Genomic DNA, 13,247 nt, shown 5'->3' on the forward strand with positions numbered 1-13,247 from the left:
AATGCGATCGCAATAGCCAGATATTCACGGAAGTTAAGTTTTTGCATGACGCTATCCTCATTAAACTGGGGATAGTGTTGCCGATTATGATTAAGCCAACATTAAGAAGCTAAGCTAAAAGCGTGACGGCAGTTACAAAGAGATAATTACCGTCACCTTTTCCCTGACTCCAGCCCTACGACTAAGACGCCGCAATAAACAGTTCACGCAACTGATGCAGTTGATCGCGGATTTGCGCCGCCTCTTCAAATTCGAGGTTCTGCGCATGCTGCATCATCTTACCTTCCAGCTCATGAATCTTCTGCTGCAACGCTTTCGGCGTCAGCGCCAGTTCTGCGCTATCGGCTTCCACCGGTGAACGCGCTTTGCCGCGACCTTTGGCCTTGGTCTTCGCAATGTTCTGACCCAGCGCCAGAATATCGACCACTTTCTTGTTGAGCCCCTGCGGCACGATGCCGTGTTCTTCATTGTAGCGCTGCTGCTTCTCGCGACGGCGTTCGGTTTCACCAATCGCCTTCGCCATCGACGGGGTGATCTTATCGCCGTAGAGAATCGCCTTACCGTTAACGTTACGCGCCGCACGACCGATGGTCTGGATCAGCGAACGTTCAGAACGCAGGAAGCCCTCTTTATCCGCATCCAGAATGGCCACCAACGACACCTCAGGCATATCCAACCCTTCGCGCAGCAAGTTGATACCGACCAGCACATCGAACTCGCCAAGGCGCAGGTCGCGAATAATTTCCATACGTTCAACGGTATCGATATCCGAGTGCAGGTAGCGTACCCGCTCGCCATGCTCTTCAAGATATTCGGTTAAGTCTTCCGCCATCCGTTTAGTCAGGGTGGTGACCAGCACACGTTCGTTAATCGCCGCGCGGATGCGGATTTCAGACAGCAGATCGTCAACCTGCGTCGCCACCGGCCGCACTTCGATCACCGGATCCAGCAACCCGGTTGGTCGAACCACCTGGTCTACCACCTCATCACCGGATTTATCCAGCTCATACGCGCCCGGCGTCGCCGATACGTAAATCGTCTGCGGCGCCAGCGCCTCGAACTCTTCAAACTTCATCGGCCGGTTATCCAGCGCCGATGGCAGACGGAAACCGTATTCCACCAGCGTCTCTTTACGCGCACGGTCGCCGCGATACATACCGCCGATTTGCGGGATGGTCACGTGCGATTCATCGATAACCAGCAGGCCATCGGCCGGCAGATAGTCAAATAACGTCGGCGGCGGCTCGCCCGGCCCGCGCCCGGAGAGAAAGCGCGAGTAGTTCTCAATCCCGGAACAGTAACCCAGCTCGTTCATCATCTCGAGGTCAAATTGGGTACGTTGGCTCAGGCGCTGCTCTTCCAGCAGTTTGTTATTCGCCAGCAGCACCTTGCGGCGATCCACCAGCTCGTCTTTGATCTCTTCCATCGCCTGCACAATACGCTCGCGCGGGGTCACGTAGTGGGTCTTCGGATAGATGGTATAGCGTGGAATGGTCGATTCCACCTGACCGGTCAGCGGGTCGAACAGTGAGAGCCGCTCGACCTCTTCATCAAACAGTTCGATACGTAGCGCAATATCGTCAGATTCCGCCGGGAAGACGTCAATGACCTCACCGCGCACGCGGAAGGTGCCGCGCTGAAAAGCCTGATCGTTGCGGGTATATTGCAACTCGGCCAGCCGACGCAGGATTGCACGCTGATCGATCAGCATGCCGGTGGTCAGGTGCAGCATCATCTTGAGATACAGGTCCGGATCGCCAAGGCCGTAGATAGCGGACACCGAGGCCACCACCACGACATCACGCCGTTCGAGCAAGGCTTTGGTGGCCGACAGACGCATCTGCTCAATATGTTCGTTCACCGAGGCGTCTTTTTCGATAAAGGTATCCGAGCTCGGGACGTAGGCTTCAGGCTGGTAGTAGTCGTAGTAGGAAACGAAATACTCCACCGCATTCTCCGGGAAGAACTCTTTCATCTCGCCATACAGCTGCGCCGCCAGCGTTTTGTTCGGCGCCAGCACCATCGTCGGGCGCTGGAGATCCGCGATGACGTTAGCGATGGTGAAGGTTTTCCCCGAACCGGTCACCCCAAGCAGCGTCTGATGCGCGAGGCCATCTTCCAGCCCCTCTTCGAGGCGACGAATGGCTTCAGGCTGATCGCCGGAAGGACGGAATGCGGAGTGCAGCTTGAACGGTTTGCTCATATTTCAGGACCTGGAGATGGGATTGGCCAGCAGGTGTTTAATTCTACCCTTCAGTTTCACTTTTGCCAACAAATTATACTGGATATAAAACCAGTATCGCATTATTGTATGGCAACTGACGAATAGTTTGCACGGCGTCAGCGGGCGTAAAATGCGCGCTTTGCGGAATAATCCACCAGACAGTGTGGTTATCCCCAGAAAAATTTATCATTTAACATTTGTCAAGCAAGGCAATGAATCTTTTATGGCAGTCGGTGACACTTTTCTGACAACCATTGCTTTTATTTAACTTATTGAAATAAAACTAAATTCACTGAAAGACGGGTTTCGCGTCAATTTGCTTGCAGGCCGCGTACTCTCTAGCTTACCGCAAGTTTTCTAACTCTAATACACAAGGTTATCCACAGGAATAGTGGATAACTATCTGCAGGCCCCAAGGTCTGCCACCCGGCAAAAATCCCTCATCGGACCAAAGCCGTCAGCTAAAAAAAATTATCGAATTTTTTTTGATATTTATCTGCTAAAGATGGCTGGATTTTTCGCGTTTTCTGGACCACATTTCATCGTCCTGTCAACCAAAAATACAGCCGTCCCGCAGAGTTACGAAAAGTTATGCCAACACGCTCAGATCCAGATACTGGCCAAGATCCGTACACTGCGTCGCATCAGCCAACCAGGGGATTTCCCCCAACAGTGGTGCAGGCAACACCCGTGTTAAGGTATGCAGATATTCGCGATGGCGTTTACCCGGCGGTTGGATATCGTTGGCAATCCAACCGACCAAAGGCAGACCCGCCTCACGTACCGCCTGAGCGGTCAGCATGGCGTGGTTGATGCAACCGAGCTTGACGCCAACTACTAAAATCACCGGCAGCCGTTCCGCCTGCGCCCAGTCGGCAAAAGTCAGAGTTTCCGACAGCGGCGTAAACCAGCCGCCTGCTCCTTCCACTAGTAGCCAGTCCGCAAGGTTTTCCAGTTCGCGCAATCCGCTGGAGAGCGTCGCCGCTTCAATCGGCCGGCCTTCATCGGCGCTGATAATATGCGGTGAGGTCGGTTCGGCGAAGGTATAGGGGTTAACCTGTTCATAACGCAGCGCTACCCGGCTATTGCGCTGCAGGGCTAGCGCGTCTTCATTGCGCAGCCCATGAGCGGTGATGTCGCTACCGGATGCCACCGGTTTATAGCCAGCGGTATTAAAACCCAACTGATTTGCCGCCTGCAGCAGCGCGCTGCTGGCGACCGTCTTACCGACTTCGGTATCAGTGCCAGTGACAAAAAAACGTTTAGTCACGCTGAATGACTCCTGTAAAAAGATGGTACGTCAGCGGGCAAGCGCCCTGTTGTTGCGGCCAGGCCAACTGAAGCTCGCGCAGCTTACCGCGGCTGAGCGGCGCAGAAGCGCGCCCCTGGTGTAAATGGGTCGCGCCGATGCCTTTCAGCGAGCGCATGGCGCTCAGCGCATCGCTAAACGACAGGCTAATGCGGTGAACCTGTCCTTCCGCGCGTAGGCCGCGCAGCGCCGCCCACACCGCTTGTTCACTCAGAAAACGGTTGGCATGAGGATGATCATCGACAGCTCGCCAGGCTTGATTCAGCTCCGGTAACGAGTCGGCGAGCAACGTCGTGAACGCCACTCGGCCACCCGGGCGCACGACCCGGTACAGCTCGGCTATCGCCGCCCGCAGATCGTCGCACCATTGCACCGCCAGATTGCTCCATGCCAGATCGACGCAGGCATCCGGCAACGGCAGCGCTTCAATATCGCCTTGCAGATAATGCTGCGCGGCATCGTTGCGTTGCGCCTCCGCTAACATTCCGGCGGAGAGATCCAGCGCGGTGACCACGCTTCCCGCCTCTCGCCAGTAACGGCTCATGCTGCCGGGGCCGCAGCCAGCGTCCAGTACCTGCGCAAAATCGTCTCTTGCCAGCTGGCGCAACAACCGTTCAGCACTGCGACGTTGCAGCTCATCATGCTGCGTATAGCCGCTGGCCGCCCGACCAAACGCTGCGGCGACCGCCTGCTTATTTACCGTGGTCATGCAGTACCTCCAGTAAACGTGTGATGTCGCCGGCCTCGTGAGCCGCCGTCAGCGTCAGACGTAAACGCGCACTGCCGGCGGGAACCGTCGGCGGTCGAATGGCGGTAGTCCAGCACCCCGCGTCACGGAGGCTGGCCGCCAGGCCAAGCGCCCGCGCATTATCGCCAACGATCAGCGGTTGAATCGCGCTGGCGGAGTCGGTTAAGGCCAACGGCGTATCACGCATTCCCTCACGGAATTGATGGATGCGGGCGGCTAACGCTTCACGCCGCTGCTGGCCATCGCCGCTGCGGATAACCCGCAGCGCCGCGCTCAGCGCCACCGCCTGCGCAGGAGGCATCGCGGTGCTGTAGATCAAATGACGGGCGAATTGTAAGAGATAATCCGCCATCGCCTCGCTGCACAGTACCGCCGCGCCGCTGACGCCGAAAGCCTTGCCGAAGGTGACAACCAGCAGTTCCGGATGCACGGCCTGCGCTGCGCTGCTGCCGCGGCCCTCAGCGCCGACGACGCCGATGCCGTGAGCGTCGTCCACCAGCAATAACGCCCCGGCAGCCTGTGCCGCCGTATGGATCTCGGCCAACGGCGCGCTATCGCCGTCCATACTGAAAATCCCTTCCGTGACGACTAACTGCTGGCCATTCAGCGGTTTCGCCAGCCGTTCCGCGAGCTGTTGCGAGTCGTTGTGAGTAAAGCGGCGCAGCTGCGCCGGGCTCAAATTTGCCGCTTCCAGCAAAGAGGCGTGGCTCAGGCGATCGGCCACGATCCGATCCTCTTTTTCCGCCAACGCGGTAATCAGCGCCTGGTTAGCGGCGAAACCAGAGATAAACAGCAGCGCGCGCGGGTAGCCCAGCCAGTCAGCCAACGCCTCTTCCAGTGTATGATGCGCCTCGCTATAGCCGCTGACGTGGCCCGAGCCGCCGGAGCCAACGCCATAGCGTTCCGCCCCCTGCCGCCAGGCGGCGATAATCGCGGGATGTTGGCTCAACCCCAGATAATCATTACTGGAGAAGTTGAGCCAGCGCCCCCCTTCTCTTTCCAGCCAGCGTCCGGCTCCGTGGTCGACCGGCTGCCGACGACGGAAGGCATCCGCCGCCCGCCGCTCGTCCAGCGCTCGCTCGATACGTTGCTGCCAGGTCATAGCGCCGCCGCGTTGTAATATTCCTCAGTATCTGGGGTCAGTAAGGCCTGTTCCAGGCGCTGCTGCTGCTCGTTATCGCCTTCCAGCACCGCCGTCTGCTGCGGGTTAATCCCCAGCTTACGGAACAGTTGCAGGTCTTTATCTTCTTCCGGGTTCGGCGTGGTCAGCAGCTTGCAGCCGTAGAAGATGGAGTTAGCCCCGGCCATAAAGCACATTGCCTGGGTCTGTTCGTTCATCTGCTCGCGACCGGCGGAGAGACGCACGTATGAGGTCGGCATCATGATGCGCGCAATGGCGATAGTACGGATGAAATCGAACGCATCGACATCGTCGTTATCCGCCAGCGGCGTACCCTTGACCTTAACCAGCATGTTAATCGGCACGCTCTCCGGCGGCGTTGGCAGGTTGGCTAACTGCAGCAATAGTCCGGCGCGATCGTTCACGGTTTCACCCAGCCCGACGATGCCGCCGGAACATACTTTAATCCCGGCGTCGCGCACCTTACCCAGCGTATCCAGGCGTTCCTGATAGCTACGGGTGGTGATGATGTTGCCGTAAAATTCCGGCGACGTGTCGAGGTTATGGTTGTAGTAATCGAGACCCGCGCCAGCCAGCCGCTGCGCCTGGCTGTCGGTGAGCGTGCCAAGGGTCATGCACGACTCCAGCCCCAGCGCCTTAACGCCTTTTACCATCTGCTCCAGATACGGCATATCGCGGTCATTAGGGTTTTTCCACGCCGCGCCCATGCAGAAACGGGTAGAACCGGCGTTTTTCGCCTGACGCGCGGACTCCAGTACCTGCTCGACTTCCATTAAACGCTCGGATTCGAGGCCGGTTTTGTAGCGTGCGCTCTGCGGACAATATTTACAGTCTTCCGGGCAAGCGCCGGTCTTAATCGACAGCAGCGTACTGACCTGCACCTGGCGCGGGTCAAAGTGTTGACGGTGGATTTGCTGCGCTTCGAATAACAGATCGATAAGTGGTTTATTAAATAACTCAGTGACTTGCGACATTGTCCAGCGTGCGTGGTGAGCCATTGGCCTCTCCAAAGGGTTTTGTTAATTTGCGGTTCGGTTTATACTCGTAAACCTAAATGTTTTCAAAATGGTTTACAAGTCACTTATGACAACGGACGATCTCGCCTTCGATCGGCGCCACATCTGGCACCCCTACACCTCCATGACATCCCCGCTGCCGGTCTATCCGGTTGTTTCCGCCCACGGTTGCGAGCTGTCCCTCGCCAGCGGCGAACAGCTGGTTGACGGCATGTCGTCCTGGTGGGCGGCGATCCACGGTTACAATCACCCACGCCTGAATGCGGCAATGAAAACGCAGATCGACCAGATGTCGCACGTGATGTTCGGCGGGATAACGCATCCGTCGGCGGTAGCGCTATGTCGCCAGTTGGTGGCGATGACGCCAGACTCGCTGGAATGCGTTTTCCTCGCGGATTCCGGTTCGGTGGCGGTAGAAGTGGCGATGAAGATGGCGCTGCAGTACTGGCAGGCCAAAGGCGAACCACGTCGTCGTTTTCTGACTTTCCGCAACGGCTACCACGGCGATACGTTCGGCGCGATGTCGGTCTGCGATCCGCAGAATTCCATGCACAGTCTGTGGCAGGGCTACCTGCCCGATAACCTGTTCGCCCCCGCGCCGCAAAGCCGTTTTGACGGCGAGTGGGATGAAATGGATATAGCGCCGTTTGCTCGTCTGATGGCCGCACACCGCCACGAAATTGCCGCGGTGATCCTCGAACCCATCGTCCAGGGCGCGGGCGGGATGCGGATGTACCATCCTGAATGGCTCAAGCGGGTACGTAAAATGTGCGACCGTGAGGGGATCCTGCTGATCGCCGATGAGATCGCCACTGGCTTTGGCCGTACCGGCAAGCTGTTCGCCTGTGAACACGCGGGGATCACCGCCGATATTCTGTGTCTTGGCAAAGCGCTGACCGGCGGCACCATGACCCTCTCCGCCGCGCTGACCACCCGCACGGTGGCTGAAACCATCAGCAATGGCGAAGCCGGCTGCTTTATGCACGGCCCCACCTTTATGGGCAATCCGCTGGCCTGTGCGGTGGCGGCCGAGAGTCTGCGCCTGCTGGAGAGCGGCGAATGGCAACAGCAGGTGGCGGCAATTGAAGCCCAGCTACAGGCCGAACTGGCCCCGGCGCGCGAATCCGCATGGGTCGCCGATGTGCGAGTACTGGGGGCGATTGGCGTGGTCGAAACCCGTCAACCGGTCAACATGGCCGCCTTACAGCGCTTTTTCGTCGAACAAGGCGTGTGGATCCGCCCGTTCGGCCGCCTGATTTATCTGATGCCGCCGTACATCATTACGCCAGAACAGTTAACCCGCCTGACCCGCGCGGTCAACGCGGCGGTGCTGGAAGAAACATCTTTTAGCGAATAAACAGCGGAATTGCACCGCAGGGGAGGCTACACTTCTTTGCTAATCAGCGCATTATCAATGAGGATGAAGCATGAAACTGACCAGTCACGATCTACAAGACGGCGGTAAACTGCCTAACCGTCAGGTCTTCAACGGCATGGGCTACAGCGGTGATAACCTGTCGCCGCATCTGGCGTGGGACGATGTTCCGGCCGGGAGCAAAAGTTTTGTCGTCACCTGTTTTGACCCGGACGCGCCAACTGGCTCTGGCTGGTGGCACTGGGTGGTCGCGAATTTGCCCGCACAGACGCGCGAGCTGCCGCAGGGCGCCGGTTCATCCGATGCCTCCCTGCCCGCTGGCGCCCTGCATACCCGTACTGATTTTGGCAACAACGTCTACGGTGGCGCAGCGCCGCCGAACGGCGAGAGCCACCGTTATACCTTTACCGTGTATGCGTTAGATGTCGATAAGATTGAGGTTGACGCTGGCGCCAGCGGCGCGATGGTCGGCTTTAATGTCCATTTCCATACGCTGGCCAGCGCCTCCATTACCGCCCTGTTCAATTAACCTTGCGTTCCCGGATTGCGGCTAAAGCCTTATCCGGGCTACCTAATATCCCCGGTAGGCGTAGCACCACCGGGGATATTTGCTTTACTGCTCGGTGACTACCTGCTGCGCGGTTTTTCTGACCCGCGCATACCACACTACCGTCAGCAGCCCCAACCACACCAGCCCGGCGATCAGCGCCACGCGCGTCTCTTCCACCATTCCTAACACGGCAATGACCACCCCCATAAACAGCAGGGTCAGCAGCGGGCCAACCGGCCAGAATGGGATAGGGAACTCGATCTTACTCCGCTCTTCAGCGGACAAACCGCGACGCATTGAGAAATGGGACAGCAGGATCATCAGCCAGACCCATACCGTGGCGAACGCCGCCAGCGATGCGATCAGCACGAACACCTGTTCCGGCATCAGATAGTTGAGCACCACCGCGACCAGCAGCGCCACGCCCATCACCACAACGGTCATCCAGGGAACACCGTTGCTGGCGATCCGCTGGAAGCACTTCGGCGCCAGACCCTCTTTCGACATGCCGTACATCATGCGTCCGGCGCCAAAGATATCGCTGTTGATCGCCGAGATACTGGCGCTAATCACGATGATATTCAGAACGGTCGCCGCCGCCGGAATGCCCAGGCCATCGAAGATCAGCACAAACGGACTGCCCTGCTCGCCAAAGCTATTCCATGGGAAAATCGCCATCAGCACCGCCAGGGTGCAAACGTAAAACAGAATAATACGCAGCGGGATCGTATTAATGGCCTGCGGGATCACCTTCTTCGGGTTCTGCGCTTCCGCCGCGGTGACGCCGATAATTTCCACGCCGCCAAAGGCGAACATCACGATGCCAAGCGAGGCGATTATCCCCTGCCAGCCGTTAGGGGCAAAGCCGCCGTGGCTCCATAGATTTTCCAGCCCGGTGGCCGGGAAGCTATGGCCGAAACCGAAGAAGATGATACCAGCGCCAGCCAGCATCATGGCGATAATCGCCACCACCTTAATCAATGACAGCCAGAATTCCATCTCGCCGAAAACGCGCACATGGCACAGATTCATCGCGCCAATAAAGAAGATGATACTGAGGATCCAAATCCAGCGCGGGACGTCGGGGTACCACAATCCCATGTAGATACCGAATGCGGTGACATCGGCTAACGCCACGATCACCATTTCAAAGGTGTAAGTCCAACCGGTAATAAACCCGGCCAGCGGCCCAAGATACTGGCGCGCGTAGCTGCCGAAAGATCCGGACACCGGGTTGCGCACCGCCATTTCACCCAGCGCGCGCATCACCATAAAGACCGCCGCGCCGCCAATCAAATAGGCCAGCAGCACCGCCGGGCCTGCAGCCTTGATGGCTGAGGCGGAACCATAGAATAACCCGGTGCCGATAGCGGAACCGAGTGCGATAAAGCGAATGTGTCGGGCATTCAGCCCGCGCAACAGATGTGGCTTGTGTTGTTGTTGCATATACAGGTGTCCTGGTTTTTTTATATGACGACAAATATGCGATGTAGGACGGTCGGGGGGAGGAAATCCCCCCGACGCGGGTACAGAAAACAACGGTGATTAGTGCTGGCTAGGCAATACGGCAGGCAGCAGACGCGTCAGATGACGTGCGGCCAAAAGCTCAGTGGCATTATCGATATCAGGCGCGAAGAAACGGTCCTGAGTATAGTGTGATACGCGTTCGCGCAGCAGATGGCGCGCTTCTTCCAGCAGCGGACTGGTGGTCAAGCCTTCACGCATATCCAGCCCTTGCACCGCAGCCAGCCACTCGACGGCCAGTACGCCGCGGGTGTTGTCGGCCATCGCCCACAGACGGCGACCGGCAGCCGGCGCCATCGACACATGGTCTTCCTGGTTGGCGGAGGTCGGCAGGCTGTCAACGCTATGCGGGTGCGATAATGCTTTGTTTTCACTGGCCAGCGCCGCAGCCGTCACTTGGGCAATCATAAAGCCGGAGTTCACACCACCGTTTTTCACGAGGAACGGCGGCAGCTGCGACATATGGCTGTCCATCATCAGCGCAATGCGGCGCTCGGAAAGCGAACCAATTTCAGCAATCGCCAGCGCGATATTATCCGCCGCCATCGCCACCGGCTCAGCGTGGAAGTTACCGCCGGAGATCACGTCGTTCTCGGCGGCGAAGACCAGCGGGTTATCAGAAACCGCGTTCGCTTCGGCGAACAGCACTTCCGCCGCCTGGCGAATCTGAGTCAGGCAGGCGCCCATCACCTGCGGCTGACAACGCAGAGAGTACGGGTCCTGAACCTTAGCGCAGTTATGGTGCGACTGCGAAATCGCGCTGTCGTCGGTCAGTACGTGGCGATACAGCGCCGCCGCATCAATCTGGCCGCGCTGGCCGCGCACATCATGAATGCGCGCATCGAACGGACGACGCGAACCCAGCGCCGCTTCGGTGGTTAACGCGCCGCACACCACGGCGGAAGCGAACAGATCCTCGGCTTCAAACAGACCGCGCAGCGCAAAGGCCGTCGACGCCTGGGTGCCGTTGAGCAGCGCCAGCCCTTCTTTCGCCGCCAGCGTGATCGGTTCCAGCCCTGCCTGACGCAGCGCGTCGGTCGCCGGCAGCCATTCGCCGCCGCGTACGCGCGCTTTGCCTTCGCCCAATAGGGTCAGCGACATATGCGCCAGCGGCGCCAGGTCGCCGGACGCGCCGACCGAACCTTTGGCCGGGATCCACGGCGTCACGCCCGCATTTACCAGACCAATCAGCGCCTGAATCACGCTTAAACGAATCCCGGAGAAGCCGCGGGAAAGACTGTTAATCTTCAGCACCATGATCAGGCGCGCCAGGTCATCGTCCAGCGGCTCGCCAACGCCTGCCGCATGGGACAACACCAGCGAACGCTGCAGGTTCTCAAGGTCTTCCGTAGAGATACGGGTTTGCGCCAACAGGCCAAAACCGGTATTGATGCCGTACGCGGTACGCCCTTCCGCGAGGATTGCGTTGACGCAGGCTACGCTCTCGTCAATGGCGGCGAACGCGCTGCTGTCGAGGGTAATGTTAACCGGGTGGCTGTAAACGTCGCGTAGCTGCGACAGGCTGAGTTGACCCGGAATTAGCGTTAAAGATTTCATTTAGCGTTCCCCTGCGTTGCCGCGACCATCGGAAGATTCAAACCCTGTTCTGCTGCACATTCAATAGCAATTTCGTAACCCGCATCAGCATGACGCATCACGCCGGTCGCCGGGTCGTTGTGCAGGACACGTGCGATACGCGCCGCCGCTTCATCGGTACCGTCGCAGACGATAACCATTCCGGAGTGTTGCGAGAAGCCCATACCGACGCCGCCGCCGTGGTGCAACGACACCCAGGTCGCGCCGCTGGCGGTGTTGAGCAACGCGTTCAGCAACGGCCAGTCGGAAACCGCGTCGGAGCCGTCGCGCATGGCTTCGGTTTCGCGGTTCGGGCTGGCGACGGAACCGGAATCCAGGTGATCGCGGCCAATCACGATCGGCGCGGAAACTTCGCCGCTGCGGACCATTTCGTTAAACGCCAGTCCCAACTTCTGACGCCATTCCAGACCGACCCAGCAGATACGCGCCGGCAGCCCCTGGAAGCTGATACGCTCGCGCGCCATATCCAGCCAGTGGTGCAGATGCTTATCATCGCTGATGATCTCTTTTACTTTAGCGTCGGTTTTGTAGATATCCTGCGGATCGCCGGACAGCGCTACCCAGCGGAACGGACCGATACCGCGGCAGAACAGCGGGCGAATATAAGCCGGTACGAAGCCCGGGAAATCGAAGGCGTTGCTGACGCCCATTTCCTGCGCCATCTGGCGGATGTTGTTGCCGTAGTCGAAGGTCGGTACGCCCATTTCATTAAAGGCCAGCATCGCCTGAACGTGGTCAGCCATCGAGCGTTTAGCCGCCAGAATCGTGCCCTGCGGGTCAGATTCAGCTTTCTGCTGATACTCTTCCCAGCTCCAGCCTTTCGGCAGGTAACCGTGCAGCGGGTCATGGGCGCTGGTCTGGTCGGTGACCATATCCGGGCGCACGCCGCGTTTGACCAGTTCCGGCACGATGTCCGCGGCGTTGCCGCACAGCGCGATAGAGATAGCGCGACCTTCGGCGGTATATTTCTTGATGCGCTCCAGCGCGTCATCCAGTGAAGTGGCTTGTTCATCAACGTAGCGGGTACGCAGACGGAAATCGATACGGCTCTGCTGACATTCGATGTTCAGCGAGCAAGCGCCTGCCAGCGTCGCGGCCAGCGGCTGCGCGCCGCCCATGCCGCCCAGACCGGCGGTTAATACCCAGCGGCCCTTCAGGCTGCCCTGGTAATGCTGACGACCGGCTTCGACGAAGGTTTCGTAGGTGCCCTGCACGATGCCCTGGCTGCCGATGTAGATCCAGCTGCCGGCAGTCATCTGGCCGTACATCGCCAGCCCTTTGGCATCCAGTTCGTTGAAGTGTTCCCAGGTCGCCCAGTGCGGAACCAGGTTGGAGTTAGCGATCAGTACGCGTGGCGAGTTTTCATGAGTTTTGAATACGCCGACCGGTTTACCGGACTGCACCAGCAGAGTCTCGTCGCTTTCCAGGTTTTTCAGCGCCTTCACGATAGCGTCATAGCATTCCCAGTTGCGCGCTGCGCGACCAATACCGCCGTAGACCACCAGCTCATGCGGGTTTTCAGCGACATCGGGATCGAGGTTGTTCATTAACATACGCAGCGGGGCTTCGGTCAACCAGCTCTTTGCGGTCAGTGTCGTGCCTCGCGGTGCACGTACATCCAGCTGGCGATATTTGCTTTGCGACATCGGGGTTTCTCCTGACAATTAACGTTGTTTACGTAGATACATATACTTGTCTATACAACCCTACGCAAGCCAGGATTTAACAGAAATGATACAATTTTGTTATATTGCGTCAGCAATC

At 58.4% G+C, this 13,247-nt stretch carries 10 protein-coding genes; 2 read left to right on the top strand and 8 right to left on the bottom strand.

The annotated features are described in order from the left end of the window. Positions 1 to 181 precede the first annotated feature (181 nt). From uvrB to bioB, 5 genes are all read right to left on the bottom strand, one after another. Positions 182 to 2,203, bottom strand: a complete 2,022-nt coding sequence (uvrB, locus tag PYR66_16090; protein WEF26828.1) for an excinuclease ABC subunit UvrB — start codon at positions 2,201 to 2,203, stop codon at positions 182 to 184. A 610-nt stretch (positions 2,204 to 2,813) separates the two neighbouring features. Further along, entirely contained in the window at positions 2,814 to 3,494 is a 681-nt protein-coding gene (gene bioD / locus PYR66_16095; GenBank protein WEF26829.1) for a dethiobiotin synthase, read from the bottom strand. Beyond that, a complete protein-coding gene (gene bioC / locus PYR66_16100; protein ID WEF26830.1) occupies positions 3,487 to 4,242 on the bottom strand; it encodes a malonyl-ACP O-methyltransferase BioC in 756 nt (251 codons plus the stop codon). Before bioC ends, bioD begins: the two co-directional genes overlap by 8 nt. Next, positions 4,226 to 5,383, bottom strand: a complete 1,158-nt coding sequence (gene bioF, locus PYR66_16105) for an 8-amino-7-oxononanoate synthase (protein WEF26831.1) — start codon at positions 5,381 to 5,383, stop codon at positions 4,226 to 4,228. The genes bioC and bioF overlap by 17 nt, the downstream gene beginning before the upstream one ends. Further along, positions 5,380 to 6,420, bottom strand: coding sequence for a biotin synthase BioB (gene bioB, locus PYR66_16110; protein WEF26832.1), 1,041 nt, complete (start codon positions 6,418 to 6,420; stop codon positions 5,380 to 5,382). The genes bioF and bioB overlap by 4 nt, the downstream gene beginning before the upstream one ends. An 85-nt stretch (positions 6,421 to 6,505) precedes the next feature. On the opposite strand from bioB, the gene bioA reads away from it, so the two are divergent. Together bioA and PYR66_16120 are read left to right on the top strand one after the other, a co-directional pair. Next, positions 6,506 to 7,795: an adenosylmethionine--8-amino-7-oxononanoate transaminase gene (gene bioA, locus PYR66_16115; GenBank protein WEF26833.1), complete on the top strand. Its 1,290-nt coding sequence runs from the start codon at positions 6,506 to 6,508 to the stop codon at positions 7,793 to 7,795. A gap of 70 nt (positions 7,796 to 7,865) precedes the next feature. Then, complete coding sequence (locus PYR66_16120; protein ID WEF26834.1) at positions 7,866 to 8,342, top strand: kinase inhibitor; 477 nt, start codon at positions 7,866 to 7,868, stop codon at positions 8,340 to 8,342. 84 nt (positions 8,343 to 8,426) lie between these two features. Here PYR66_16120 and PYR66_16125 read toward each other — a convergent pair whose 3' ends face one another. The 3 genes from PYR66_16125 to hutU form a co-directional block, all read right to left on the bottom strand. Beyond that, positions 8,427 to 9,809, bottom strand: a complete 1,383-nt coding sequence (locus tag PYR66_16125) for an amino acid permease (protein WEF26835.1) — start codon at positions 9,807 to 9,809, stop codon at positions 8,427 to 8,429. Between the two features lie 99 nt (positions 9,810 to 9,908). Continuing rightward, positions 9,909 to 11,444 (bottom strand): histidine ammonia-lyase, encoded by a 1,536-nt coding sequence (gene hutH / locus PYR66_16130; GenBank protein ID WEF26836.1) that lies wholly within the window; start codon positions 11,442 to 11,444, stop codon positions 9,909 to 9,911. After that, positions 11,441 to 13,129: a urocanate hydratase gene (gene hutU / locus PYR66_16135; protein ID WEF26837.1), complete on the bottom strand. Its 1,689-nt coding sequence runs from the start codon at positions 13,127 to 13,129 to the stop codon at positions 11,441 to 11,443. The genes hutH and hutU overlap by 4 nt, the downstream gene beginning before the upstream one ends. Between the last annotated feature and the right edge of the window lie 118 nt (positions 13,130 to 13,247).

The organism is Klebsiella aerogenes, from assembly GCA_029027985.1.
In the GTDB taxonomy this organism is placed as follows: domain Bacteria; phylum Pseudomonadota; class Gammaproteobacteria; order Enterobacterales; family Enterobacteriaceae; genus Klebsiella; species Klebsiella aerogenes_A.